Source organism: Promicromonospora kroppenstedtii, from assembly GCF_044389675.1.
GTDB lineage: Bacteria > Actinomycetota > Actinomycetes > Actinomycetales > Cellulomonadaceae > Promicromonospora > Promicromonospora kroppenstedtii.
On sequence record NZ_JBIRYI010000003.1, the window covers coordinates 349,351 to 374,801 of the forward strand.

The 25,451-nt window shown below is 72.0% G+C and carries 21 protein-coding genes; 13 read left to right on the top strand and 8 right to left on the bottom strand.

Annotated features, from left to right (window positions below):
• Nucleotides 1–228: 228 nt before the first annotated feature.
• Nucleotides 229–1,650: a heparan-alpha-glucosaminide N-acetyltransferase domain-containing protein gene (locus ACH47X_RS07245; RefSeq protein ID WP_397402797.1), complete on the top strand. Its 1,422-nt coding sequence runs from the start codon at nucleotides 229–231 to the stop codon at nucleotides 1,648–1,650.
• Here ACH47X_RS07245 and ACH47X_RS07250 read toward each other — a convergent pair.
• Nucleotides 1,647–2,531: a PhzF family phenazine biosynthesis protein gene (locus ACH47X_RS07250; RefSeq protein WP_397402799.1), complete on the bottom strand. Its 885-nt coding sequence runs from the start codon at nucleotides 2,529–2,531 to the stop codon at nucleotides 1,647–1,649. The two genes, ACH47X_RS07245 and ACH47X_RS07250, sit on opposite strands and share 4 nt — an antisense overlap.
• 171 nt (nucleotides 2,532–2,702) lie before the next feature.
• Nucleotides 2,703–3,692, bottom strand: coding sequence for an aldo/keto reductase (locus ACH47X_RS07255; protein ID WP_397402801.1), 990 nt, complete (start codon nucleotides 3,690–3,692; stop codon nucleotides 2,703–2,705).
• 237 nt (nucleotides 3,693–3,929) lie between these two features.
• On the opposite strand from ACH47X_RS07255, the gene ACH47X_RS07260 reads away from it, so the two are divergent.
• The 4 genes from ACH47X_RS07260 (at nucleotide 3,930) to ACH47X_RS07275 (ending at nucleotide 9,019) form a co-directional block, all read left to right on the top strand.
• Nucleotides 3,930–5,012: a 3-methyladenine DNA glycosylase gene (locus ACH47X_RS07260; protein ID WP_397402892.1), complete on the top strand. Its 1,083-nt coding sequence runs from the start codon at nucleotides 3,930–3,932 to the stop codon at nucleotides 5,010–5,012.
• 351 nt (nucleotides 5,013–5,363) lie between these two features.
• Nucleotides 5,364–5,990: a lytic polysaccharide monooxygenase auxiliary activity family 9 protein gene (locus tag ACH47X_RS07265; protein ID WP_397402803.1), complete on the top strand. Its 627-nt coding sequence runs from the start codon at nucleotides 5,364–5,366 to the stop codon at nucleotides 5,988–5,990.
• A 496-nt stretch (nucleotides 5,991–6,486) separates the two neighbouring features.
• Entirely contained in the window at nucleotides 6,487–7,131 is a 645-nt protein-coding gene (locus ACH47X_RS07270) for a lytic polysaccharide monooxygenase auxiliary activity family 9 protein (RefSeq protein WP_397402805.1), read from the top strand.
• Between the two features lie 1,066 nt (nucleotides 7,132–8,197).
• Complete coding sequence (locus ACH47X_RS07275; protein ID WP_397402894.1) at nucleotides 8,198–9,019, top strand: phosphotransferase; 822 nt, start codon at nucleotides 8,198–8,200, stop codon at nucleotides 9,017–9,019.
• Here the strand turns inward: ACH47X_RS07275 and ACH47X_RS07280 are convergent.
• A complete protein-coding gene (locus ACH47X_RS07280; protein ID WP_397402807.1) occupies nucleotides 8,998–10,197 on the bottom strand; it encodes a DUF418 domain-containing protein in 1,200 nt (399 codons plus the stop codon). The two genes, ACH47X_RS07275 and ACH47X_RS07280, sit on opposite strands and share 22 nt — an antisense overlap.
• A 410-nt stretch (nucleotides 10,198–10,607) precedes the next feature.
• Between ACH47X_RS07280 and ACH47X_RS07285 the strand changes: the two genes are divergently transcribed.
• Nucleotides 10,608–11,393: a phosphotransferase gene (locus tag ACH47X_RS07285; RefSeq protein ID WP_397402809.1), complete on the top strand. Its 786-nt coding sequence runs from the start codon at nucleotides 10,608–10,610 to the stop codon at nucleotides 11,391–11,393.
• The gene (locus tag ACH47X_RS07290; RefSeq protein ID WP_397402811.1) at nucleotides 11,390–12,031 is read left to right on the top strand and encodes an AAA family ATPase; all 642 of its coding nucleotides are present in this window, start codon (nucleotides 11,390–11,392) and stop codon (nucleotides 12,029–12,031) included. The genes ACH47X_RS07285 and ACH47X_RS07290 overlap by 4 nt, the downstream gene beginning before the upstream one ends.
• A 92-nt stretch (nucleotides 12,032–12,123) precedes the next feature.
• Here ACH47X_RS07290 and ACH47X_RS07295 read toward each other — a convergent pair whose 3' ends face one another.
• On the bottom strand, nucleotides 12,124–12,681 hold the full coding sequence (locus ACH47X_RS07295) for a CGNR zinc finger domain-containing protein (protein WP_397402813.1): 558 nt from the start codon (nucleotides 12,679–12,681) through the stop codon (nucleotides 12,124–12,126).
• A 231-nt stretch (nucleotides 12,682–12,912) separates the two neighbouring features.
• Between ACH47X_RS07295 and ACH47X_RS07300 the strand changes: the two genes are divergently transcribed.
• Nucleotides 12,913–13,971 (top strand): EamA family transporter, encoded by a 1,059-nt coding sequence (locus tag ACH47X_RS07300; RefSeq protein WP_397402815.1) that lies wholly within the window; start codon nucleotides 12,913–12,915, stop codon nucleotides 13,969–13,971.
• 222 nt (nucleotides 13,972–14,193) lie between these two features.
• Here the strand turns inward: ACH47X_RS07300 and ACH47X_RS07305 are convergent, their stop codons facing one another.
• Nucleotides 14,194–16,017: an HNH endonuclease signature motif containing protein gene (locus ACH47X_RS07305; protein ID WP_397402817.1), complete on the bottom strand. Its 1,824-nt coding sequence runs from the start codon at nucleotides 16,015–16,017 to the stop codon at nucleotides 14,194–14,196.
• Between the two features lie 337 nt (nucleotides 16,018–16,354).
• Between ACH47X_RS07305 and ACH47X_RS07310 the strand changes: the two genes are divergently transcribed.
• Together ACH47X_RS07310 and ACH47X_RS07315 are read left to right on the top strand one after the other, a co-directional pair.
• Nucleotides 16,355–19,180 (top strand): DEAD/DEAH box helicase, encoded by a 2,826-nt coding sequence (locus ACH47X_RS07310; protein WP_397402819.1) that lies wholly within the window; start codon nucleotides 16,355–16,357, stop codon nucleotides 19,178–19,180.
• A gap of 164 nt (nucleotides 19,181–19,344) precedes the next feature.
• Nucleotides 19,345–20,685, top strand: coding sequence for a hypothetical protein (locus ACH47X_RS07315; protein WP_397402821.1), 1,341 nt, complete (start codon nucleotides 19,345–19,347; stop codon nucleotides 20,683–20,685).
• A gap of 144 nt (nucleotides 20,686–20,829) precedes the next feature.
• Here ACH47X_RS07315 and ACH47X_RS07320 read toward each other — a convergent pair whose 3' ends face one another.
• Nucleotides 20,830–21,585 (bottom strand): sulfite exporter TauE/SafE family protein, encoded by a 756-nt coding sequence (locus ACH47X_RS07320; RefSeq protein ID WP_036971410.1) that lies wholly within the window; start codon nucleotides 21,583–21,585, stop codon nucleotides 20,830–20,832.
• Between the two features lie 127 nt (nucleotides 21,586–21,712).
• Here ACH47X_RS07320 and ybaK point away from each other — a divergent pair, with 127 nt between their 5' ends.
• Nucleotides 21,713–22,219 (top strand): Cys-tRNA(Pro) deacylase, encoded by a 507-nt coding sequence (gene ybaK / locus ACH47X_RS07325; protein ID WP_397402824.1) that lies wholly within the window; start codon nucleotides 21,713–21,715, stop codon nucleotides 22,217–22,219.
• A gap of 42 nt (nucleotides 22,220–22,261) precedes the next feature.
• On the opposite strand, the gene ACH47X_RS07330 is transcribed toward ybaK, so the two are convergent.
• Nucleotides 22,262–22,675: a YccF domain-containing protein gene (locus tag ACH47X_RS07330; RefSeq protein ID WP_020013676.1), complete on the bottom strand. Its 414-nt coding sequence runs from the start codon at nucleotides 22,673–22,675 to the stop codon at nucleotides 22,262–22,264.
• Nucleotides 22,676–22,814: 139 nt separating this feature from the next.
• Here ACH47X_RS07330 and ACH47X_RS07335 point away from each other — a divergent pair, with 139 nt between their 5' ends.
• Both ACH47X_RS07335 and ACH47X_RS07340 read left to right on the top strand, forming a co-directional pair.
• A complete protein-coding gene (locus ACH47X_RS07335) occupies nucleotides 22,815–23,612 on the top strand; it encodes a YggS family pyridoxal phosphate-dependent enzyme (protein ID WP_397402827.1) in 798 nt (265 codons plus the stop codon).
• 78 nt (nucleotides 23,613–23,690) lie between these two features.
• Nucleotides 23,691–24,233, top strand: coding sequence for a GNAT family N-acetyltransferase (locus ACH47X_RS07340; RefSeq protein WP_397402829.1), 543 nt, complete (start codon nucleotides 23,691–23,693; stop codon nucleotides 24,231–24,233).
• 162 nt (nucleotides 24,234–24,395) lie between these two features.
• Here the strand turns inward: ACH47X_RS07340 and murQ are convergent, their stop codons facing one another.
• Nucleotides 24,396–25,355 carry an N-acetylmuramic acid 6-phosphate etherase gene (gene murQ / locus ACH47X_RS07345; RefSeq protein WP_397402831.1) on the bottom strand — a complete coding sequence of 320 codons (960 nt, stop codon included), beginning with the start codon at nucleotides 25,353–25,355 and terminating at the stop codon, nucleotides 24,396–24,398.
• Nucleotides 25,356–25,451: the final 96 nt, after the last annotated feature.

Consider the following 25,451-nt stretch of genomic DNA (forward strand, 5'->3'; position numbering starts at 1 on the left):
GGGAACCTACCGCCGAACGTGTCGCCGAGCTTGTGGCTGGGCGCGTCGGTTCGGGCCGTGTCGATGCGAGCGATGTCGTGCTCGTTGGCGCTGCCGGTCATGGCCGCACTGTATGTGCGCCGCGCCACGCTGCACATCCGCGTTCTCATCCTTCGGGACGGCTGTCCAACAAGCCGGCCCCGGCGGGTCCCACGAGCGTCGGGCCTCGGGACGCGCAAGGATGCGCGCATGTCCACGCTTGCTCAGCCGTCCGGGGCGTCGTCCGAGGCATCGTCCGGAGCCTCGTCCGAGGCATCGTCCGGGGCTTCGTCCGGAGCCTCGTCCGGCCAGCTCGCCGGTTCCTCCGGCGGCCGGCTCGCCGGTTCCTCCGGCGGCGGGCTCCGGAGGGTGCGCGACAACCTGCTCGGCGGTCCGGGCCGTGTGCTGGGGGCGGACATCGCCCGGGGCGTCGCGGTGCTCGGCATGTTCACCGCGCACGTCGGGGTCACCTCGGACGACCTCGCCACGTTCGAGGGCTGGCTGAGCCTGGCGCACGGGCGGTCTTCGATCCTGTTCGCGACGGTCGCCGGGCTGTCGCTGGCGCTGGTCACGGGCGGGTCCCGGCCGCTGACGGGCGAGGCGATGCGCACGGCGCGCGCCCGGATCCTCGTACGGGTCGTGCTGCTGCTGGCCCTGGTCGCGGTGCTCGACCTGTTCGGCACCCGCGTGCTGCTCATCCTGGGCTTCTACGCCGCGTACTTCGTGCTCGCGCTGCCGTTCCTGCGCCTGCCGCCGGCTCGGCTGGCGGCGATCGCGGTAGCCATCGCGGTGGTCGGGCCCGTCCTCGTGTACTACGGACCCGAGGCGCTGGCCCGGGCCGGGCTGCGGTCACCTCACGACGGGTCGGGGGCGGCCACCGATTTCCTTCTCACGGGCCACTACCCCGCTCTGGTCTGGATGGCGTACGTGCTCGCCGGGCTCGCGGTGGGCCGCTGCGACCTGCGGTCGCCCACGGTGCACCTCGGCCTGGTCGCGGGCGGGTTCGGGCTGGCGGCACTGACGTCGGTCGCCTCGGCGGTCATGGTGGCCGACGCCGGCGGGCTGACCGCCGTCGAGGGGCAGGTCGCCGTGACGTCGTCGCAGTACGTGCAGCCGGCACCCGCCTGGTCCGATCCGTGGCCACCCCTGGCCGGGCTCTACCTCGAGGGCCCGCACGACGACACGACGTTCGAGACGCTCGGCTCCGGCGGCTTCGCACTGGGCGTGCTCGGGCTGTGCCTGCTCCTGGGGTCGGTGGCCCGGGGCGGCGGGCAGTACGGCGGGCAGTACGGCGGAGCTGACGACGGGCAGGACCATGGGCAGGAGAACAGGCTCCGGCGCATCGCACGCGGGATCGTGCTGACTGTCACCACGCCGCTGGCCGCCGTCGGTGCGCTGGCACTGACCGTCTACTCCCTGCAGATCGTCACCATCTGGTGGTGGACGCGCACCTACTGGGACCTGCTCGACCCCGCGACCAACACGCCGCTGGGCTGGATGGTGGTGGTCACCCTCGTGCTGGCGACGGCGTGGCGGGCGCTGCTGGGCCGCGGCCCGCTGGAGCGCCTGTTCGGGTGGGTCGCCAGGCGGGCCTTCCCGGACCGGCCGACGGCCCGGGGCACCAGTTCCTAGAGCGCCACCTCGCCGACGATCGTGGTGACGGTGTCTCCGCCGACCCACACCTCGCCGTCGGGCAGCTTCTCGACATGGACGCGGCCCGCCCGGCCCATCGCGGTCCCCTGCGACGCGACGTACGACGACGGCAGCACGTCGCCGGCAAGCCACTGGCCGAGACCGGCGTTGAGGCTGCCCGTCACCGGGTCCTCCCCCACTCCGATGGACGGGACGAAGGCGCGCACCTCGACGGCGGGGACGCTCTGCTCCGCCGTCTGCGGGGCGGTGGCCCGGACCGGCGCGTACTCGCCGACGACGCCCAGCTTGAGGTCACCCATCACCACCAGGTCCGGCTCCAGGCCGAGCACGACGTCGGCGTCCCGCAGCTGGACCGCCACCCAGCCGGGCCCGTTGTCCACCCAGGCCGAGCGGACGACGTCGGACACCTCGAGGCGCAGCGAGCGCGCGATCTGGGCGAGGTCGGCGTCGTCGACGGCGCCGGAACGGATCAGGGCCGGGCCGGCGAACGCGAGACGCTGACCCACGCCGGTGTTCTCGCGGCGGACCCGCACCAGGCCCACACCGCACTCCTGGACCACGTCCTGCCCGCGCGGAACGCCGCCGGCCTCCAGCCAGGCGTGCGCGGTGCCGAGCGTGGGGTGCCCGGCGAAGGGCAGCTCGCCGCCCGGGGTCCAGATGCGGACGCGGTAGTCGGCGCCGGCCGCGCGGCCGGCCTCGGTCGGGTCGAGCAGGAACGTGGTCTCCGATAGGTTGGTCCACCGGGCGAAGTCAGCCAGCTGCTCGTCGGTGAGACCTTCGGCCCCGTGCACGACGGCGACGGGATTGCCGGCCGTCGGCTGCGCGGAGAAGACGTTGACCTGGCGGAACGGACGGTTCATGCCCGTCACGCTACCCCGACTGCGCGCGTGCCCGGCCGGGCGGGTCCGGTTGGGATCATCCAGCCGGGCTCAGCCCGGCAGAGTGGCCGGGCCGGGCCGTCAGACCGAGCCGGGCCGTCAGACCGGGCCCGGCCGTCAGACCGGGCCCGGCCGTCAGACCGAGCCGGGCCATCAGACCGGGAAGATCTCGTCCAGCTCCGCGAGGTCCTCCGCCGTCGGCGTCCAGGTCCAGGCCCGGGCGTTCCCTCGGACCTGTTCGGGCCGTGTCGCCCCGGCGATCACCGACGACACCTCGGGCCGGGTCAGCAGCCAGGAGAACGCGACGTCCGTCTCGGTGACGCCGCGCTCCCGGCAGAAGGTGCCGAACCGGTCCAGGGCCGCCCATGGCGCCGTGTCCAGGAGCTGCTGCTTGGTCGTGACCAGACGGGAGCCGTCGGGCCGGGCACCGCCGGTGTACTTCCCGGTGAGCAGGCCGTTCTCCAGCGGGTGGTACGGCAGTACGCCGATGCCGTACTCCCGTGCCGCGGGCAGCACCTCACGCTCCAGGCCGCGGGCCAGCAGCGAGTACTTGTTCTGCGCGGAGACGAACCGGGTGCCGCCCGTGCCGCCGGTCCTGCCGGTCCCGCCGGTCCCGCGAGCCACGTGCTCGGCGTCCGCCACCTGCCAGCCGCGGAAGTTGGAGTGGCCCACGTAGCGGACCTTGCCCGCGCGGACCAGGTCGTCGAGCGCGGCGAGCGTCTCGTCGAGCGGGGTCGCCGGGTCGGGGGCGTGCAGCTGGTAGAGGTCGATCCAGTCGGTGCCCAGCCGGCGCAGCGACGCCTCGGCCGCCCGCACGATGTACCGGCGCGACCCGCGAGCGCCGAAGTCCTGGCCGTTCGCGCCGTGCAGGTCGAGCCCGAACTTCGTCGCGATCAGCATGTCGTCGCGCCGGCCCCGGAGCGCGGCTCCGAGCAGCTCCTCGGACAGCCCGGGACGCGCGCCGTAGGCGTCCGCGGTGTCGAAGAAGGTCACGCCGGCGTCGATGGCGGCGTCGATCAGGGCGGCGGTGCCCTCCGCGGTCTCGGTGACGGTGCCGGTGCGGCCGAGGTTGTTGCACCCCAGGCCGACGACGGGAACGGACAGGCCGGAGCGCCCGAGGCGGCGCAGGGGGAGGTCGGACATGGTCGCACCCTACGGCGTCCGGACTGCGGGGCTGGTGGTGCCCTGCCCAGCTGCGAAGCCGGGTACGTCCGGGGACCGCCGTACCCTGGACCGGTGAGCACAGTCCTCGACGGGCCGACCGCGCCCCGTGGGCGCGCCACCGTCCTGCACCCGGCCGAGGTGGCTCGCCAGCCACTCGCACAGGACGAGCCGGGTGTGGCGCCGGACGGGCCGGACGCCGGTGCGGGCGCTGGTCTGATGGGCGCTGGTCCGGGCGCTGGTCCGGAGCCCGCGCTGGACACCGCTCGGGACCAGGCAGTCCTGCCGCCCGACGAGTGGCTGCCCCTCGCGACCGCGCACGCCGAGCGCGCCGACGCGCTCACGGCGGTATGGCGCGCGGCGCGCGCGGAGGGCCGCAAACACGCGATCGAGGACTTCCTCTTCACCTACTACCCGACGCGGATCGCGCACCTGCGCCGGTGGCATCCGGGCGCAGGCGTCGCACTGCTGCTGCCCGGTACCGGCGTGACCAGCCCGGCCGACGGCGAGAGCTCGAACGGCAGCGGCGCGAACAACGGTGCCCCCGACCCGGACGACCGCACGACCTGGCGCTGGCACCGGACGACGCGGCTCGACGGCGCCACCCACGGCGGCGCCACTCACGACGGCGCCACCTACGACAGCGCCACCCACGGCGCCGCCCAAGACGTCGTCGACCTGGACGCCGCAGCATTCCTGGCCGACCGGGGTGACACGGTGCGGTACGTCCGCGACCTGCTCGCGGCGACGTCGTCGCGTCCAGGGACGTTCGGCTGCTTCGGGCTGCACGAGTGGGCGATGGTCTACCGCGACCGGGAGGCGGGCCGGGACCAGCGACACCCACTGCCGCTCCGGCTCGGACACGCGGGCACCGACGCCGTGGTCGAGGCCAACCCCGTGCGCTGCTCGCACTTCGACGCGTTCCGGTTCTTCACGCCGGAGGCGACCCCGCGCAACCAGCTCCAGCCGACCCGCGCCGCGCAGGTCGGCATGGAGCAGCCGGGCTGTCTGCACGCCAACATGGACCTCTACAAGTGGTGCCTCAAGCTCGGTCCGGCCGTGCCCGGGGACCTCTTGCTCGACGCGTTCGAGCTGGCCCGGGACATCCGGTGGACCGACATGGCGGCGTCCCCCTACGACGTCTCCGGGTACGGCGTACCGGCAGTGCAGATCGAGACGCCGCAGGGCAAGGCCGAATACGTGCGGCGACAGCGCGAGTTCGCGCAGCGGTCCGGCGAGCTCCGGCTGCGGCTGCTCCGGGCCTGCGACGCGGTGCTCGACGCGGCACCCGCTGAGTCGTAGCCGGCGCGGCGCCGTGGTCGGCGCCGGGGCGTGACCCGCGCCGCGGCTGCCGACCGCCCGCCGCTGACGCACCGGCCGACGGTCGGACCGCACCGCCCGTCGGACCGCACCGCCGTCGCACCATCTCGCTGTCGCACCGCGCTGCCGTCGCACCGCCCCGCCGTCGGACCACCCCGCCGTCGCACCATCTCGCCCAAAACGCGCCCCGAACTGCTTACACGTACCCGCACCCGAGTACGTAGTTGCCCTACTTGTCGCCGGGTACCGCCGTTTTCTAGCGTCGGATCGTCGCACCCAAGCACTCAGGAGTAGTCCAGGAACTTCCCAACTTCAGATCACGAGGTGAGCGCCATGAGAGCAACCGCACCGCACACACCCGCCACCCGAGTCGTGCTCGGCATCTTCGCCGTGCTGGCCCTGACCCTGACGGCACTGGTCGCCACACCCAGCGCCATGACCCCCCGGGCCGAGGCCCACGGCTGGGTCGTCTCTCCGCCGAGCCGCCAGGACCACTGCGCCAAGCGGACCGTGAGCTGGTCCTGCAACGGCGTCGAATGGGAGCCGCAGAGCGTCGAGGCGCCGAAGGGGTCCATGCTCTGCTCGGGCGGCAGCCGCTTCACGACGCTCGACAACGCCTCGCTGGCCTGGCCCCGCACGAACATCGGCAGCACGCACACCTTCCAGTGGACACTGACCGCCTTCCACCGCACGGCCAGCTGGGAGTACTTCGTGGACGGCCGGCTGTTCAAGACCGTGAACGACAACGGGGCGACGCCGCCCGCAACCGTCACCCACACGCTCTCAGGCCTGCCGAGCGGCAACCACACGATCCTCGCCCGGTGGAACGTGTACGACACCGCGATGGCGTTCTACGCCTGCATGGACGTGAACATCGGCGGCGGGTCCAGCGCCGCCAAGACCGCTGTCGACGCCGACCGGCAGCTGGGCGGAGGGCGCCTGCTGGCCGCGCAGCTGTAACGGTTCGCTGAGGCCCGAACGGCAGCAGAGACCGCGTCACCAACCGCACGAGGGTCCGCACGGAGCGGCCGTTGTCCCGACTCGGGGCAGCGGCCGCTCTCGCGTTCAGCGACCAGCGACCGGCGACCGGCCGTCAGCGACCGGCCGGACGCTGACCCAAGGCCGATCTGGCGCCGATCCGGAGCCGTTCGGGGGTCGATCGGGCACCACTCCGGACCCGTTCCAGAGCCATTCCGGACCCGTTTCGGACCCGTTCCGGGGCCGCCCCGGAGCCATTCCGGGGTCGATCCGGGAGTCGGTCCGGGAGTCGATCCGGGTCGGCAAGGTGCCGAAATACGGGGAACCGCGTACGAATTCACCCTCATTGTCAGCAACGCGAACATTTCCTAGGTTCGATGCCATCACCGAATTTCACCCGCTGGTCCAGCGCAACCCCGGCAGACCGCCAAGCCACGCCCGGACCAGCAGTCCCGCTCGAACTACGGAAGGCATCACCGTGAATCGTGCACGCACCGCCAGCCCGCCGACCCGACTCCTGCTCTCCGCACTCGCCGCCATGGCACTCGCAGGAGCCTTCCTCGTCTCCGCCCCGAACGCCCTGCTGCCGCAGGCGCAGGCTCACGGCTGGATCACCAGCCCGCCGAGCCGCGCGGACCACTGCGCCACAGGCACCGTGAGCTTCGACTGCGGCGGCCTCCAGTACGAGCCGCAGAGCGTCGAGGCACCGAAGGGCTCCACCCAGTGCTCGGGCGGCAGCGGCTTCACCGTGCTCGACGACGACTCCCTGGCCTGGCCGCGCACCACCATCAGCGGCAACACCACGTTCCGCTGGCAGATCACCGCCCGACACTCCACGTCCACCTGGGAGTACTTCGTCGACGGCCAGCTCTTCAAGACGTTCGACGATGGCGGCGCACAGCCCGGCGCGACCGTCGAGCACACGCTGAGCGGCCTGCCCGCGGGCGACCACACCATCTTCGCCCGCTGGAACATCGCCGACACCGTGAACGCGTTCTACCAGTGCGTCGACGTGACCGTGTCCGGTTCGGCCGCCGCCGACGTCGACGCCGAGTCGGGCTCGCAGGCCCCAGCCGCCCTCGGGACGAAGAAGCTGGGCGCAGGCGCCCTGAGCGCGGTCTGACGGGACCCGACCTCCCATACCGGACCGCATAACCCGCCCGCATCACACCGTCCCGGAGCGCACCGTCCCGAGCGCACCGTCCGGGCATGCACCGTCCGGGTATGCGCTGTCCGGGTATGCACCGTCCGGGTGCACACCGTCCGGGTGCACACCGTCCGGGTGCACACCGTCCGAAAGCGCATCATCCAGGCACGGCCCAGAAACGCACCGTCCAGAAACGCACCGCACCGTTCCGGCCCGAGCCGGGTGCCCGACGCCGTCACACGCGTCGGACACCCGGCCCGGACGCGTTCCAACGCTCGCGAGGTGGCGGCGCCCGCAGACGGGCAACGCTCACATGGTGCTCATGCAAGGCCCTCGCACAAGGCCCACACCCGAGACCCACACGCGCGACCCTCATGCAAGGGTGGGCTCACACCACGGCGGTGCCCACGCGTTGACTGCAACCCGAGCTCCTGGCGCTTCGGTTGCCCGGTGCCCGCCCGCGCGGTGAACTCGGAGCCATTTTTCACCCGCTCTATGGGACGATGGTTCCGTGTCGAGCGCGCTGGTCGGCATCAGTCCGACGCCCGTCCAAGTTCCGCCCGTCGTGCACATCCTGGCCGGACGACTGCGGCCCGGCACGACGGTCGTTCCCGTGTGGCGCAACGAGTACGGCGGTTTCACCGCTCGCCTTGAGGACCGGCGGACGCAGCCGGGCGCAGCGGCTTCCCGGTCAGTGCCGGATCCGTTCCCCGGGAGTCCGCACTCCAACGGCCAGCGCCTCCAGAATCAGCACTCCAGGGGCCAGGACTTCTGGATCCCGCCCCGTGAGCACCGGTACGCCAAGAGCTCGTACCTCAAGTGGGTGCCCCGTTTCTCGTCCTGTCCTGACCCGGTCGCCGAGGCCGACCGGCTCGTCTGGGCCGGCACATTCACCACGGTCCCCCGCGTGCTCGACGCCGGGCGCGACGCACACGGCGCCTGGCTCCTGACCGAGGCTGTCCAGGCAAACGACGCGATCGCGACGTCCGCCATCGAGCCCCGGTGGCGCACCCGCGCCCAGCAGTCGGCGATCGCGATCGGCATGGGCCTGCGCCGATTCCACGATGCGCTCCCGACGGACACCTGCCCGTTCGTCCGCACCGCGGAGCTGAGGGTCGCAGCCCTGCAAGGTAATGGCCTCGGGCCGGCCGTTGCCTTGGAGGCGCCCGCAGCCCTGGGGACGTCCCCAGCCCCCGCGAAATCCCCAGCGCCCGCGAAATCCACAGTCCCAGCGAAGTCCGAGGCGCCAGGGATCACCGGGCCCGCGGTCCGCTCAAGGGCTTCAACCGTCCCGGTGCCCCTGGGAAGCCCACCGTCCGAGCGCGCTGCTTCCATCGGACCCACCTCGCTCTCCGCATCCTCCTCGTCAGCCGCGCCTCCCACATCCGGCGCGTCTCCCGCGTCCGGCGCGTCCTTCACATCCCCCACGTCTCCCGCATCCCCCGCATCCTCCGCATCCCCCGGATCCCCGGGATCCCCGGGATCCCCCGGACCGAACCACGTCCGGTTTCCCGCCGCGCTGGCCGACCCGCCGCCCGTCGACCGCCTCGTCGTGTGCCATGGCGACGCCACGGTCCCGAACACGTTGCTGGACGGCGCCGGCCGGTTCGCGGCTCACGTCGACGTCGGCAACCTGGGCGTGGCCGACCGCTGGTCGGACATCGCCGTCACCACACGCAGCGTCACCCGCCGCTACGGCCCCGGTCTGGAGCCGCTGGTGCTGGCTGCCTACGGCATTGCGCCCGACCCCGAACGCACGGCGTACTACCGAGCCCTGTGGGACGCCGAGGAGGCGGTCCGAGTACGCCGCGCGGAACGCCCGCGCCGACGGACCGACCCGCATCACCTGCGCCGCGCGTCGTAGACCCGGTGCATCACGAGCTCGATCGGGCCGCGCGACCACCGCCGCAGCCACAGGGGCGCCGCCACCATGAGAATCAGCGAGATGACCGCCCAGATCAGAACGACCTGCCACGCGTTGCCTCCCGCGAGGCCGAGGCCCCAGTCGTAACAGATCACCGAGGCGAGCACGTTCTGCAGCACGTAGCAGGACAGCGCCGTTCGACCGATCCCCTCGACGCCGCGCCGCAGCAGGCCCAGCCCGCTTCCCGACCCGCGCGCCGGTCCGCTCCCCGTGTGCGCTCGGGCGACGAGCGTGGTGCCGAGCGCGAGGATGCCCAGCGCCACCAACGGCGGAACCAGGTACCGGTCGACGAGCACCCAGGTCGGCCCGGCCCAGGTCGTCAGCGCGTTCAGCGGGATACCGAACCCGAGCCCGGCCCACGCGAGCCGACGGCGCAGCCGCGCGCCGTCCGGCGTCGTGGAGAACATGCCGGCACGCACGAGACGCGAGCCCACCAGGAACAGCACGGTGGCCGACGGCACGATCAGAAGCAGCTCGATGCGGAAAACGTCCATGTAGGTGAGTCGCACCAGAACCTGGTCCAGCCAGCTCGCCGTCGACAGGGACGCCCCACCCCCGGTTCCGGACGCACCAGCCGTAGAGGCACCAGTCGTGGACCCACCAGCCGTGGACGCGTCTGAGGTCACGGCCAGGAGTGCGGTGAGGCCAGCGATCGCCACGACGTAGACGCCGGCCACCACGCCGCCCCAGACCCGCACCGCCCGATCGCTCCGCCCAATCAGGTAGGCGGCGAGCACGGACGCGATCGCATACCCCATCAGCACATCGAACTCGAAGACGAGGACGTAGTGCAGGAAGCCCTCGACCAGGAGGATCCCGGCCCGCAGCAGGTACCGGCCGGGCCATGGCATGCCGCGCCGCACCATCGACCGGTACTGCAGCTCCAGCCCCACCCCGAACAACAGCGTGAGCAGCGCGAGGAACTTCCCGTTGGACAGGGCCTGCAGCACCGTCCGCGCCGGGTCGTCCGTCGCGAACCCGTCCGAGATCCACGCGGCGGGGCCGCCCGGGGTGCTGAACAGCCAGACGTTGCTGGCGAGCGTGCCCAGGATCGCGATACCCCGCAGGACGTCGAGCGCGAGGATGCGCCCGGTCGCCCCCGTTGGACCTGACGACACCGTCGCCGGCTGCGCCGATTCCGGCAGAGCCGAATCCGGCAGGACTGAATCAGGCAGGGCCGAATCAGGCAGGGCCGAATCCGGCAGGGCCGAATCCGGCAGGACTGAATCAGGCAGGGCCGAATCAGGCAGGGCCGAATCAGGCAGGACTGAATCCGGGACGGCTGACGCTGGCGGTGCCGATGCCCGCGGTGATGATGCCTGCGGTGATGATGCCTGCGGTGATGACGTGCTCGACGACGGGTTGGTGGCCATGGTCCGAGCCTGTCCCGGCCGCACCGCGGCCGCGTCGGCCGTTCGGGCGATCTGGGCGGGCGCACATACATCCTTCGGCGGAGGCGGAACCGGCACACCGCACGCGCGCGGAATTCACCTCGTGGTCAGGCGACCCGGTCTGCCACGCTGACCCCATGACCATCCCCACCGAAGCGGCCTCGGTGCCCGACGTCGTGCGTGACCTGGCCGGCGCCGGACTCATCACCCCGGCCTGGCGCAACGAGCTCGGCGGCCTCACGTTCCGGGTCGACCCGGGCGGCCGGCATCACCCCTACTTCGTCAAGTGGATGCCCTACAACGACCGGGCCACGACCGAGAAGGTCGACCTGACCAACGAGGCCGCCCGTATGCGGTGGGCAGCGCCGTACACGCCGGTGCCGCAGGTCCTCGAGGTGGGGTCCGACGACGAGGCACAGTGGCTGGTCACGGTCGCGATGACCGGCCGCTCCGCCGTCGACCCGCGCTGGCTGGTGGAGCCAGAGACCGCGGCCCGGGCCATCGGGGCCGGGCTCCGGGCGCTCCACGACGCCCTGCCGGTCGAGGAGTGCCCGTGGACCTGGAGCGTCGAGGACCGGATCGCAGTCGCCGAGGACCGTGCCGCCCGGGGTCACGCTGCCGTCGGCTGGTCGGTCGAGGCGCGGGCCCGCGCCGCCGATGCTCCCGACCACGACCGCCTCGTGGTCTGCCACGGTGACGCCTGCGCGCCCAACACCCTGCTCGACGACGACGGCGCGTGGGCCGGGCACGTGGACTTCGGCGGCCTCGGCGTCGCCGACCGCTGGGCCGACCTCGCCGTCGCGACCTACAGCCTCGCCTGGAACTACGGCGACGGTTACGACCACCTCGTCTACGAGGGCTACGGCATCGACGAGGACCCGGACCGGGTGGCCTACTACCGCTTCCTGTGGGACCTCGGATGAGCGGGGGAACGGTCGACCACGTCGTCCCGGGGCTGCTCGTCGTGACCGGCCCGCCCGGCTCGGGCAAATCCACCGTCTCCGAGGCCCTGGCCGACCTCTGGGAACCGAGCGTGCTGGTGGAGGGCGACGCGTTCTTCCGGTTCCTGCGGCGCGGGATGATCCCTCCGTGGCTCCCGGAGTCGCACACCCAGAACGACACGACCGTCCGCGCCGCGGCGGCCGCCGCAGGCGGCTTCGCCGCGGGTGGCATGGCCGTGGTCTACGACGGCGTGATCGGCCCGTGGTTCCTGCCTACGTTCGCCCGGCTGAGCGGCGTCGAGGCGCTCGACTACGTGGTGCTGCTGCCGCCCGTGGAGACCTGCCTGAAGCGGGTCGAGACGCGCACGGGCCACGGTTTCACGGATCTCGACGCGGCCCGGCACATGCACGAGGACTTCGTCCGGGCGACGCTCCCCGGCGCGGTCGACCCCGCCGGCTCGCTGGGCTCAGAAGATCCAGCCGGCTCGGCCCCCTCGCTACGCCCCGCCGGCCCGCCCGGTGCCGTGCTGCGTGAGCTGCCGGACGACGTCGCCGGGGTAGCCGAGGCGATCGTCGCCGCCATGGCCGCGGGCAAGACCCGCTACACCGTCGAGCACTGATCCCCGGTTCTCCCGTTCATTCGGCCGGCTCCATCCACTCAGTCCGCCCGATCCGCTCAGCCAGCCCGATCCGCTGAGCCGGCCCGATCCGGTCAACCGGCCTGGGCCGCCGTCGCCTGGTTGGCGCGCCGCGCGCGGTGGGCGGCCTGGGCATTGCGGTTGCTGCAGGTCGTGGAGCAGTACCGGCGCGACCTGTTGCGAGACAGATCGAGAACGATCCCCTCGCAGTCGTTGTCGGCGCACACCGCGAGGCGGGAGAGCTCGTCGTCGCGAATCACGTCGACCATCGCCATCGCCGTCTCGACCAGGATGCGGGCGGCGAGGGGCGCATCGCTCGGCACGGCGTGGATGTGCCAGTCGGCCGGCGGGTGTCGCACGAGCTGCGGCACCGCGCCGGCGTCGGCGAGCATCTCGTTCACGAGACCGGCCGCCGAGTCGCGGTCCGCTGTGAGCAGCTCGCGGAGCCGAGGCTGCAGGCTGAGCACTTCGTCCAGCTCTGCCTGGGTGCTGTCGTGGCGGCCCGTGTACCCCTGCCCGGCGAAGAACTCGTCGAGGTCCGCAACCGTCGAGATCGAGACCGGTGGCTCGGCCGCGTTCACGAGCATGACGGCGGCCTGGAGCGATTCCTCGGTGTCATGAGTGAAAACCACATTGACACATTACTCGCCCCACCCCTAGCGTCAGGACTCATGGGCACTGTGACACCTGACACCAACGAGCCGGGCATCTCCGGGCCGGGCGGGCCGGGCGTCCCAGAGCGGGGGATCATGACGCCTCGCGTTCCGAGCTCGGGCATTCCTGGGACGGGCGTCGCGCCCCGGAACGGACTTCCAGCGAACAGGCGGCGGTTCGCCCCCTCCCGACCGTCACGACACCTCACCTTGGGCCTGCTGTTCGCCGGCGCGTCCGCCGTGGCATTCAGCCTGTCCGGGGTGTTCGCCAGCGGCCTCCTCGACACCGGGTGGAGTCCCGGTGCGATGGTGCTCGTGCGCGTGGCGATCGCGACTGTGGTGGTGCTGCCGCTCGGCATCGTGTCGCTGCGCGGTGACTGGCGACCCGTGCGGAAGAACCTCGGGCTGATCGCGGTCTACGGCGCGGTTTCGGTCGCAGGCTGCCAGTTCGCCTACTTCTCGGCGGTCCAGCACATGCCGGTCGGCCCGGCGCTGCTCATCGAGTACACGGCCCCGGCGGCCGTGGTCCTCTGGTTCTGGCTGCGACACGGACAACGCCCGACCCTGGCCACGATCGGCGGCACGCTGCTCGCAGCCGTCGGGCTGGTACTCGTGCTGAACCTGATCTCGGGCGCGCCGGGAGCCACCGCCGTCGATCCGGTCGGAATCGCCTGGGCCCTGGTGGCGATGCTCGGTGTCTCCACCTACTTCGTCATCAACGCGGACGTCGACACGGGTCTGCCGCCGCTCGCCCTTGCCGCCGGGGGCCTGACGACGGCCACCGCGGCTCTGGGTGTGCTCGGCGCGACCGGGCTGATGCCGCTCGAGTACGGCACGGCGCCTCCGGTATACGCGGGCACGGCGGTGCCCTGGTGGTTACCCGTGGTCGGCCTGGGCATCATCACCGCCGGCTTCGCTTACGTCGCCGGGATCGCTGCAGGCCGCCTGCTGGGCCCCCGACTGTCGTCCTTCGTCGGGCTGTTCGAGGTCGTGTCCGCCATCGGCTTCGCCTGGCTACTGCTGGGTGAGCTGCCGCAGCCGATCCAGCTCGTCGGCGGCGCGCTGATCCTCGCGGGAGTAATCGCGGTGCAGGCCGGCGAGAAGCGCGTGGACGCGAGCCCGGCCAACGCGCCAGCGGGTGACCAACCAGCGGGTGACCAACCAGCGAGTGACCAACCAGCGAGTGACCAACCAGCGAGTGACCAAGCAACGGGTGACCAGCAAGCGAGTAACCAGCCGACCGGCATCACGCAGACCGAAGCTCGGTAAAGAGACCAGACACCGCCACAAGCGATAGCGCGGCGATACGGAGGCAATACCGGTCGATACCGGGGCAACCAGCCGATACAGGCACTGCCAACGCCACAAGCGCTGCCTGCCGGGCGCGGCAGGATGCCGCCGGCGTAACAAGCGCCGCCTACCGGCGCCGCAGCCATCGCCGAGCGCCACGAGCGATGCCAGGCGCCGCCAGAGCTCGCCGCCAGAGCGCCATCACGCGGCCCAGTCCGGCGGCTCGCCCGGACCGAGCGGGATCGCGGCCTCGGCCGGTGCAGCGGGATCGGCGATCGTCCGGCCGTGCCGATCCCGGAAGGACCACCCGCCGACGCCCTCGCGCCAGCGCATGGTGACGTCGGTCGTGTCGACCAGATCGTGATGGTGGTAGCAGAGCAGGGCGCCGTTGGCCACGGAGGTCTCACCGCCGTCGGCCCAGTGCCTCACAGCATGGTGGACCTCGCAGCGGGACGGCGGCTGGTCGCACGACGGATAGACGCAGTGCCGATCTCGGGCGATGACCGCTCGGCGCATCTGGCCGGTCACCGTCCGGTGCGCCCGCCCGACGTCGAGCACCGCGCCGTCCGGGCCGAAGACGACCCGCGTAATGGCACTGTCGCAGGCCAACCGACGGAAGAGGCTCCTCGGGATGACGCTGTCGCGCCCGTCCCCGGTGAGTGTCGGCGGGATCGACTCGAACGCTGCACCCGGCCGCGCGGAAGCGGCTCCCCCGCTACCAGCGGCCCGTCGCGCGCCCCGCCCCCGCCCCCGCCGCGGACCCTGGCCCGGACCCGGACCCGCCCCCGGACCGGCGGGACCGCCGACACCATCGACACCGGCATGACCGCCACAGCCACCGCCGCCACCGCCGCCACCAGCAACGGCAACGGCACCAGCACCAGCACCAGCACCAGCACCAGCACCAGCACCAGCAGCCTCGCTTCCAACCCGCGCGACCAGGCGTTCCATCTCGCCGAGCGACACCAGCACGCTGATCTGCGGCCGCACCGCAGACCCCGAACCGGTGCGGCCGTTGTCGAGCGCGGAGCGCGCAAGGTCCGCGAGCGCCTGTGCGCGCAGCTGGGTCGCCGTCCGGTCGTCGCCCGGCGCCGGCCTGCCCATCACGGACCCGAGGGCCGCGCTCAGCGCGTGACCGTGCTCGTCGGTGAGGAACCCCCTGACGTGGAAGCCATCGAGCGTCTTGGAGAGCTCGAGATGCTCGCGCTCCTTCGCGACCCGGTAGCCCCGCTCGTCGGCGTCCGGGTCCGCGTGGTCGGCGAACCGGTCGACGATGCGCCGGAAGCCGTCCGGAGTGTTCAGGTCGATGTGGGTCAGCAGCAGTTCTTCGCCCGTCATCGTCCCGCCGGTCGGTCCGGCGCCGCCATCAGCAGCGTCACCATCAGCGGCGCCGCCGTCAGCGTTCTCGTCGCCAGTGCCCCCGGCGGCCTCGCCGGAGTCGCCGTCGTCGGGCCCAGCACCCTCGGCCACCTCGCGCTCGGTCACGCCAGGGTCAACCAGGATCTCTTCGGCGAGAGCCTCTGCGCGCAGGTCCGAGGTCGGCGCCTTGTCGATCATCGCGCGCAGCTGCTCGGGTCCCACCCGGCCGGCCAGGGCGCCGGCGAGGGTGGCCGGCAGGTGCGCGGCGAGCCGACGTCCGGCTTTCACGTCGCGGCTCGCCGTGCCGAACCGCACGCCTTCTCGCCGGGAGAGCCACGCCGGGAACGTCCGGGACCCGTCGGTCGCCCAGAGGCCGTGTGCCTCGATCCTGGGCAGCCAGGACACCCGCAGCACATCGAGGCGGTGCACCGCCCTGCGGAGCAACGGCGACAGGACCGTGAGCCGGTCGGCCACCTCACCGACACCGACGCCAGCACCAGCACCAGCACCAGCACCAGCACCAGCCGACTCCAGCACGTCCAGCGCCTCCGGACCCGCCACCTCCACGAGCTCGTCGACGATCCGTCCCAGGTCGGCGACGACGTCCGCCACCCCACGCGGGGAACCCGCCCCGCCTCCCGCCGGAGGCATCGCCTCGAGAACCACGGCCGTCACCTCCTTCCCACACCACCACGACTCGAACAGGACCGTGCCAGCACCAGCCAGTACCAGATCCAGATCCAGAACCAGAACGAGCACCAGATCGAGCCCCAGAAAACAGCAGTCAGAGCCGCGATCCATCACCACCGTAGAGAACAAACGTCCACCACAAAGCCCAGAACCGAAATCTGTGCACAACTCGTCGATGACGCCCCCTGTGGTCGCACTCCCTCGGCGCAACAACGGCACGACGGTCTCCACACCCTGCGAACACCTCGCCCATGACGGCGAGCCCACCCGACATCGTCGTCCCGCTTCACCCCCTGCAAGAATGGGCGGCATCATGACCGCGCCCTCCTCGACGACGTCGACAACCTCGACCCCCACCTCCGCCGACCGACCCGCCACGTCGGGCGCCCCGAAGCCGGCGGGGACCTTGATCCCCTACCTGCCCGCGCCCACGGGCAAGGACCCCGATCCGGACGTCCTGTTCGAGAAGTTCGGCGAGTGGGCCGCGGCGGGCGGGCGCGCGCTCTACCCGCACCAGGAGGAGGCCCTCCTGGAGGTCATGACGGGCTCCCACGTGGTGCTGGCGACCCCCACGGGTTCCGGCAAGTCGATGGTCGCGATGGGTGCGCAGTTCGCCGCCCTGGCCGCGCACCGGTCCGGGCGCGGCGGGCGCACCTACTACACGGCACCGCTCAAGGCGCTGGTCAGCGAGAAGTTCTTCGACCTGGTCGCCGCGTTCGGCTCGAAGAACGTCGGCATGATGACGGGTGACTCCGCGGTGAACCCGGACGCCCCGATCATCTGCTGCACCGCCGAGATCCTCGCGAACCTCGCCCTGCGGCGCGGCGACGCCGCCGACGAGACGGACACCGCCGCCGACGACGACACGATCGCCCAGGTCGTGATGGACGAGTTCCACTACTACGGCGACCCGCAGCGCGGCTGGGCGTGGCAGGTGCCGCTGCTGGAGCTCACGAACACCCAGTTCATCCTGATGAGCGCCACCCTCGGTGACACCACCCGCCTCCGCGAGGACCTCGAGGAGCGCACGGGCAGGCCGGTCGCCGAGGTCGCGGGCGCCGAGCGCCCCGTGCCGCTCACCTTCTCGTACGTGGTCGAGCCGCTGACCGAGGTGATCCAGGAGCTGGTGACCACGCACCGCGCCCCGGTGTACGTCGTGCACTTCACCCAGAAGGACGCCGTCGACCGGGCACAGTCGCTGCTGTCGATGAACGTCTCCAGCAAGTCCGAGAAGGAGGCGATCATCGCGGAGATGGGCGCCTTCCGGTTCGGCACCGGGTTCGGCAAGATCCTGAGCAAGTTCCTGCGGCACGGCGTGGGCGTGCACCACGCGGGCATGCTGCCCAAGTACCGCCGCCTCGTGGAGCGCCTCACACAGAAGGGCCTGCTCAAGGTCGTCTGCGGTACCGACACCCTCGGCGTCGGCATCAACGTGCCGATCCGCACGGTGCTTCTGACGAGCCTCGTGAAGTTCGACGGCGAGCGCATGCGGCACCTCAGCGCTCGCGAGTTCCACCAGATCGCCGGACGCGCGGGCCGCGCCGGGTACGACACCGTGGGCGAGGTGCTGGTCATGGCGCCCGAGCACGTCATCGAGAACCGCAAGCTCCTGGCCAAGGCCGGCGACGACCCGAAGAAGCTCAAGAAGATCGTCCGCAAGAAGGCACCGTCCGGCAGCGTGAACTGGACCGATGCCACGTTCGAGCGCCTGCGCGACGCCGATCCCGAGCCCCTGGTCTCCCAGTTCCGCGTGAACCACGCGATGGTGCTCAACGTGCTGGCCCGCGCCTCCAGCCACGGCACCAGCACCGGCACTGGCACCGGCACCGGCCCGGGTCACACCGCCCCGACCGACCCCGTGGACGCGATGCGTCACCTCCTGACCGCCAACCACGACTCGGAGACGCAGCAGGCCGAGCACGTGCGGCAGGCTTTCCGCATCTACCGCTCGCTACGGCTCGCGGGTGTCGTGGAGAAGGTCCGGGTACCGGACGCCGACGGCCGGCTCCGTCCGTCGGCCCGCCTCATGGTGGACCTCCCGCGCGACTTCGCGCTGAACCAGCCCCTGTCGCCGTTCGCCCTGGCCGCCATGGACCTGCTCGACGTCGACAGCCCCACGCACGCGCTCGACGTCGTCTCTGTCATCGAGGCGACGCTCGACGACCCCCGCCAGGTGCTCATGGGGCAGCAGAACCGGGCGCGCGGCGAGGCCGTCGCCGCCATGAAGGCCGAAGGGCTGGAGTACGAGGAGCGCATGGAGCTGCTGGAGGAGGTCACGTGGCCCAAGCCGCTGGCCGACCTCCTCGAACCCGCGTTCCAGACCTATCGCCGCACCAACCCGTGGGTGGCCGACGCCGAGCTCTCGCCCAAGTCCGTGGTGCGCGACATGGTCGAGAAGGCCATGACGTTCGCCGAGATCGTGAGCGTGTACGGCCTGGAGCGCACCGAGGGCGTGGTGCTGCGCTACCTCGCCGACGCCTTCCGGGCCGTGCGCCAGGTCGTCCCCGACGAGCACCGCACCGAGGAGGTGCAGGAGATCATCGAGTGGCTCGGCGAGCTCGTGCGCGGCGTGGACTCCTCGTTGCTCGACGAGTGGGAGCGCTTGGCCAATCCTGTGGATGACGATGCCGACCTCGTGACCGACGGCGAGCTCGCCGACGCCGGTGCCGAGGCACCAGCGCGACCCGTCACCGGGAACCCGCGCGCGTTCCGGCGCCTGGTCCGCAACGCGATGTTCCGGCGCGTCGAGCTGATCGCACGCGAGGCCTACCCGGCACTGGCCGCGCTGGACCAGGGCTGGGACGCCGACGCGTGGGGCGACGCGCTGGACCCCCTGTTCGACGAGCAGGGCGACGACGCCGTCGGCATCGGACCAGAGGCACGCTCGGCCGCGCTGCTCACGATCCTCGAGCCGGGCGCGGAGCTGCCGACCAGCGGCGGCAGCAGCAGCGGCAGCGCGGGCTCGGGCGGGCAGGACGGCGTGAGCGGCCGGGTCGAGCCCGGCACGTGGTGGGTGCGGCAGGTGCTCGACGACGCCGACCGGAACCGCGACTGGGCGATCACCGCGCTCATCGACCTGGCGGCGAGCGACGAGGCCGGCGAGGTCGTGCTGACCGTGCTGTCCGTGGGCCAGATCTAGGCCGGCTGCCGGGCCGGGCCAGGCCCGGCAGCCGACATCGTCCGGAGGAACATTTCCCGGGCGATTTACCGTCTATTTACCCAAGTTCGGCCTTGGCATAAACTCCGGTATTGAAGATCCGGTCAGCAGCGCCGCTCGGGCGCTGCCTGGACACAGGAGTGCCAATGACGACGCACCTGCCCTCTCCCGACCGCTCCGGCCCCCGACGAACCAGACGAACCCGCCGCCCGTTCGCCCGACGCCCCCTCAGCAGCTACCTGACCGGCTGCCTCGCCGTCTCCCTCGCCGTCTCCCTCGCCACGGTCGCGGCCCTCGCGGTCGCGGTGCCGGCAGCCGCCCCGGCGACCGCGGCTCCCCTGCCCGCCGACGGCCCCGGCGTCGGCACACCGTGGGTCGTGACACTCGGCGACTCCTACATCTCCGGCGAGGCCGGACGCTGGGCGGGCGCCTCCAACAGCGACTCGGACCGGGCCGACGCCCTCGGCCCGTCCGCCTACTTCGACAACGCCTCCGGCACGGGCGAGACCATCCCGCGCTGCCACCGTGCTTCCTCCGCGGAGGCCTACATCGGCGGTGGTGTGGAGGGCCTCAACCTCGCGTGCAGCGGGGCGACGACCGCCACCTCGACCGGCACGAACTTCAAGCCGGGCATCGACTTCTACGAGGGATCGGCCGGCAAGGGCCAGGCCCGGATGCTCCAGGAGGCCGCCGCCACCAGGAACGTGCGCATGGTCGTCGTCTCGATCGGTGGGAACGACTTCGAGTTCGCGAGCGTCGTGCAGTCCTGCGTCGTCAACTTCCTCACCTCGCCCACCTGGTGGAAGAACTACTGCCACGACGACAGCTCGGTCGCGGCCAACTTCACCGCCGCGAACGTCGCCGACGTACGGTCCCGGGTGGTGGGGGCGCTCGACAACGTCGCGACAGCGATGAGCAACGCCGGGTACAGCACCAGCCAGTGGACCCTCGTGGTCCAGACCTACCCGTCGCCCGTGCCGAACGGCTCGGGGATCCGCTACTCGGAGTCGGGGTACACCCGCCAGTCCACGGGCGGGTGCGGACTGTGGAACCGGGACGCCGACTGGGCCAACTCCACGGCCCTGCCCACCATCAACGGCGCGCTGCTGGGTGCCGCCGACGACGTCGGGCTGCCGAACGTCCGCACCCTCGACATGACGCACGCGTTCGACGGCAAGCGCCTGTGCGAGAACGGCGTCGGGCTGTACGAGGAGGTGGGCCTGCCCAGCTGGCAGTCGGCAGGCGCGGTCGACCGGACCGAGTGGGTCAACCAGATCCGGACGGTGTCCACCATCGGCGACTCGCCCTACTACGTCCAGGAGTCGCTGCACCCCAGCTACTGGGGTCAGCTCGCAATGCGCAACTGCCTGCGCCAGGTCTGGAACGCCGGCAGCCCGCGCAGCGGGAGCTGCACCGTCGGCAACCTCGGGGCGGCCAGGCTCACGCCGTCGGGCGAGCCGTCGATGGTCCTGGGGCCGCTCGAGTAGCCCTTCCCCGTCAGACGTACAGGTCACCCCCGGTGACCTGTACGTCTGACACGTCCGGGCTGCCACGTCGGGGCTGCCACGTCCGGGCTGTCCCGTCCGGACAGGACAGAGTGCCGGGCCAGGAGGCGGGGTCAGGAGGCGGGGTCAGGCGAACAGCCCGAGCAGCCCTCGGCCGAGGGTCGCGAACCCACCGATGTAGGCGAGCGTGACGAGCACCTTGCGCGTCGCGCTCGCCGAGATCCGCCCTACGAGCAGCTCTCCCAGCCCGATCGCCGCCACGAGCGCGACGCCGACGGTCAGCCACTCCCAGACGGCGAAGCCGGGGAACGTGACGTCGGCGACCAGGAGCTTGGCCGTCATCGCGGCGAGTGCGTTGGTGAGGAAGATCGGCTGGGCGGTGGCCGCGAAGTCGCGCGGGTCCCACCGGTCGAGCACGGAGTACACGGCGATGGGCGGCCCGCCGATCCCGGCAGCGACGCTGCCGAACCCGGCCGCTGCACCCGTGACCAGCAGCGGCAGCCGGGCCTCCGGCGCGAAGGGCCGCTCCGCGCCCCGCAGCCGCGAGGTCACCAGCGCGAGGGTCATGGCCACGACGACGACGCCGCCCACCCCGATCTCCAGGGCCGACGCGCTCGCCTCTCGGATGACCAGCGCCGCCGGCACGCTGACCGCCACGGACGCGCTCACCAGCCAGCCGTAGCGGCGCCAGTTCACGTGACGGATCGTGCGCCCGAGCACGAGCAGCGCCATCAGCGCGCCCACGAGGTTGACGAACATGACGCCCTCGATCGGGCCGACGAGGAGCACGATGAACGGTCCGGCGACGAGCCCGAAGCCCATTCCCGCCACGCGTTGCAGAGAGCCCCCGACGAGGATGGCGAGGACGAGGAGGGCGAGCACTCTCCCTACGCTAGCCACGCAGTTTCCGACCGGACTCCAGGGGATTGGCCCGGCACCCGAGCCGACGACGCCGTCCGTACCGCAAAACCGTTGCGCCGGCCCGCGGCCCGCACGGCACAATCGCCTCGTGGCCAAGAACTCGAAGTCCGCCCGCGCCAGCCACGGGACGCCTGCCGTCGTCACGCTGGAGAAGTCGGGCGTGCCGCACACGCTGCACCCCTACGAGCACGATCCGGCGAGTGAGCTCAGCTACGGCATGGAGGCCGCGGAGGCGATCGGCGTCGACGCGCCGCAGGTGTTCAAGACCCTGTTGGCCGACGTCGACGGGAAGCTCGTGGTGGGCATCGTGCCCGTGGACCGCAAGCTGGACCTCAAGGCCCTGGCCCGCGCGGCGGGCGGCAAGAAGGCCGCCATGGCCGATCCGGCGGCGGCGGAGCGGGCCACCGGCTACGTGGTGGGCGGCATCTCGCCGCTGGGGCAGAAGACGCGGCACGTGACGGTGCTGGACGAGTCGGCCGAGGCGTTCGACGTCGTCTACGTGTCGGGCGGCAGGCGCGGGCTCGACGTGGGCCTCGCACCGGCCGACCTGCTGACGCTCACGAACGGGACGACGGCTCCGATCGCCCGCGACTGAGCACCCGGCCTGAGCACCCGGCCCGGGCGCTCACCCGGGCGCTCAGGCCGCGGCGACCTGCTTGCGGTAGGTCGGCAGCAGGGCGTCGCTCGGGACGATCTGCTTGCCGAGCGGCATGAGGGAGACCGGGATGAGCTTGAGGTTCGCCCAGGCCATCGGGATGCCGATGATCGAGATCACCAGCGGGATCGCGGTGATGACGTGGCCCAGCGCGAGCCACCAGCCGGCGACGATCACCCAGATGACGTTGCCGATCAGGGAGAAGATGCCGGAGCGGGGGCTCTCGATGACCTCACGCCCGAACGGCCAGAGGGCGTACCCCGCGATGCGGAAGGACGCGACGCCGAACGGGATGGTGACGATGAGCAGGCAACAGATGATCCCCGCGAGCATGTACCCGAGCCACAGCCCGAACCCCGCGAAGATGACCCAGATGATGTTCAGCAGCGTTCTCATGGAGCCCATCCTTCCGTAGAGCAGCAGGTCAGGGAACCAGGCACCCCCCTGATCCGACCCTGAGCCTTCGTTCCACCGCGACCTCCCGTCCAGTCTGCCGACGTCCGTCTGCCCCGGCACGCCGAAATAGACTCACCCCGTGTCCGACCATCCCCAGCCCACCCCCGCCCAGCACTCGCCCGGCACGGTCGCCGGCCGGCTCGCCGTCGTCCGCGAGCGCATTGCCACGGCCGCCGACGCCGCCGGGCGCCGCCCGGACGAGGTGCGGCTCCTGGTCGCGACCAAGACGCAGACGGCGGACGCCGTGCTGGAGGCGCTGGCCGCAGGTGTCGACCTGATCGGCGAGAACCGAGTGCAGGAGCTCGTCGCGAAGGCGCCGGCCGTGGCCGACCGGGTCGCCGACGGCGCGCTGCAGGTGCACATGATCGGTCACCTGCAGCGCAACAAGATCAACCAGGTGCTGGCCACGGCCACGGGCCTGGAGACGCTGGACTCGCTGGAGCTGGCCCGCGCGATCTCGGACCGCTGTGTGCGCGACGACCGCACCGGCGACCGGGCCCTGGACGTGATGGTGCAGGTCAACGTCACCGGCGAGGAGAGCAAGTCGGGCATCGAGCCGCAGGACGCCGCAGCGCTCGCCACCGCGGTCGCCGCCCTGCCGGGCCTGCGCCTGACCGGGTTCATGACGATCGGCGCCCGACTGACCGCGGCCGAGGGCCCAGCAGGTGAGGCCGAGCAGACTGTCCGGGCCGGTTTCGCGCGGCTGCGCGCGATCCGGGACGAGGTGCTCGCGTCGGGCGCCCCGGGCACGGCCTCCGCGACGGAGCTCTCGATGGGCATGACCGGCGACCTGGAGCTCGCGATCGCGGAGGGCGCGACGATCGTGCGCGTGGGGACGGCAGTCTTCGGCCCGCGCGTGACCGCCACCACTCTTTGACCCAGGTCACAGACGTGCGAGGGGCTCCGCGGCTAGTGTCTTCGGGTTCCCCTGCCGACTCCTTGGAGTGATCGAGCCATGTCCACGGCCACCGTCCTGCGCCCCGCGACCGACGCCGACATCTCGCACCTGGTGACGCTGAACAACGCCTCCGTGCCCGCAGTGCCGGACACCCCGGCCGACGACATGTCCGAGCTGCTGGACGCCTCGTCGCTCGCCCTGGTCGCGATCGACCCGGCGGTGCCCACGGACCCCCTGGGCTTCGTCGTGGCGCTCGAGGGTGGCGAGGACTGGGCCGGCGAGAACTACGCCTGGTTCGAGGAGCGCGGCCTGGACCACCTGTACGTGGACCGGATCGTGGTGGGCGAGGGCGCCCGCGGCCGCGGCATCGGCCAGCTCTTCTACGACGCCGTGTTCGACGCCGCCCGCACCGCGGGCCACGACGTCGTCACCTGCGAGGTCAACCTGAACCCGCCGAACCCCGGCTCGATGCGCTTCCACGGCCGCCTCGGCTTCTCGGAGCGCGGTCAGCAGCTCACCAAGGGCGGCGACATCCTGGTCGCCAAGCTCGCGGCGGACGTCCGCGACGCGAGCAGACGCCGGACCCCCGCCGCGGCCTGACCCACCCGTTCCAGCAGAACCAGCCTCATCAGCAAGGGCGGCAACCAGCCCTGAGATCGGCACGGGCCCGTGCCGATCTCAGGGCCAGATCTCAGGGCCAGATCTCAGTGCCAGATCTCAGTGCCGACTGCCGGCCCCGCCGCGGACCACCGAACGCGCGCGTCAGGCCGGCTCGATGCCCAGCCGCGCCAGCGCCTCGCGCACCGACGGGCCGCTGAGCCCACCGGGCTCGACGGCGAGCGCCGCCACGGCCGCGGACCGGTCGACGCCCGCGACAAGCATGACGAGCGCGGCCCGCAGGTCGCCGTCGGTCGCCGCGAGCGCGTTCTCGCACACGTCGGCCTCCAGGTCCGTGGCCTGCGTGAGCAGGCGCACCAGGCGCTTGCGCAGCTTCTCGTTGGTGGCGAGCACCTCGACCATGAGGTTGGAGTAGGTCTTCCCGAGCCGCACCATGACCGCCGTCGAGAAGGTATTCAGCACCATCTTCTGAGCGGTGCCCGCCTTCATGCGGGTGGACCCCGTGATGGCCTCCGGCCCCGTGTTCACCAGGATCGGCACGTCGGCCTTCGGCGCCAGGGCCGCGAAGGGGTTGGACGCGAGCAGCACGGTGCGTGCCCCGCGCGAGCGGCCCATGTCGAGCGCTCCCCCGACGTAGGGGGTGTTCCCGCTGGCCGCGATGCCGAACACGACGTCAGCGGGCCCGACGTCGGACACGAGCACGGCGCCTGCCTCGACGTCGTCCTCGGCGCCCTCCGCCGCCTTCTTGAAGGCGCCCAGGCCGCCGGCCAGGTGCGGCACGAACATCTCCTCGCCCACGCCGTAGGTGGGCAGGAGCTCGGCCGCGTCGAGCAGGCCCATGCGGCCGGACGTGCCCGAGCCGACGTAGTGCACCCGTCCCCCGGCGCGGATCCCCTCCACCGCGAGGTCGATCGCCTCGACGATGCGCGGGTGTGCCGCGCGCACCGCGGCGATGACGGCGGCGTCCTCGTCGGTGATCATGCGCACCATGTCCGCCGTGGAGACCACGTCGATGTCACGGGTGCGCGGGTTGCGCTCCTCGGTGGGTGAGACCGGGCGCGGCGCCGACTGTGCGTGCCGTTCGAATCCCGCCTCCGCGATCATCGGTGAGCCCCCTTCGTTCTTCTTGCTCTGTGCTCTTGGACTTCGCTCTTGGACTTCGTGCTCGTCCGGACCCGTGCTCGTCCGGACCTCCTGCTC

Bases quoted from the DNA above. Each gene is read 5' to 3' on its own strand.
- ACH47X_RS07315 (WP_397402821.1), top strand. From the start codon at position 19,345: ATGACGACGCACCTGCCCTCTCCCGACCGCTCCGGCCCCCGACGAACC.
- ACH47X_RS07290 (WP_397402811.1), top strand. From the start codon at position 11,390: ATGAGCGGGGGAACGGTCGACCACGTCGTCCCGGGGCTGCTCGTCGTG.
- ACH47X_RS07255 (WP_397402801.1), bottom strand. From the start codon at position 3,692: ATGTCCGACCTCCCCCTGCGCCGCCTCGGGCGCTCCGGCCTGTCCGTT.
- ACH47X_RS07260 (WP_397402892.1), top strand. From the start codon at position 3,930: ATGGGCGCTGGTCCGGGCGCTGGTCCGGAGCCCGCGCTGGACACCGCT.
- ACH47X_RS07330 (WP_020013676.1), bottom strand. From the start codon at position 22,675: ATGAGAACGCTGCTGAACATCATCTGGGTCATCTTCGCGGGGTTCGGG.
- ACH47X_RS07250 (WP_397402799.1), bottom strand. From the start codon at position 2,531: ATGAACCGTCCGTTCCGCCAGGTCAACGTCTTCTCCGCGCAGCCGACG.
- ACH47X_RS07245 (WP_397402797.1), top strand. From the start codon at position 229: ATGTCCACGCTTGCTCAGCCGTCCGGGGCGTCGTCCGAGGCATCGTCC.
- murQ (WP_397402831.1), bottom strand. From the start codon at position 25,355: ATGATCGCGGAGGCGGGATTCGAACGGCACGCACAGTCGGCGCCGCGC.
- ACH47X_RS07340 (WP_397402829.1), top strand. From the start codon at position 23,691: ATGTCCACGGCCACCGTCCTGCGCCCCGCGACCGACGCCGACATCTCG.
- ACH47X_RS07275 (WP_397402894.1), top strand. From the start codon at position 8,198: ATGGGCCTGCGCCGATTCCACGATGCGCTCCCGACGGACACCTGCCCG.
- ACH47X_RS07265 (WP_397402803.1), top strand. From the start codon at position 5,364: ATGAGAGCAACCGCACCGCACACACCCGCCACCCGAGTCGTGCTCGGC.
- ACH47X_RS07310 (WP_397402819.1), top strand. From the start codon at position 16,355: ATGACCGCGCCCTCCTCGACGACGTCGACAACCTCGACCCCCACCTCC.
- ACH47X_RS07285 (WP_397402809.1), top strand. From the start codon at position 10,608: ATGACCATCCCCACCGAAGCGGCCTCGGTGCCCGACGTCGTGCGTGAC.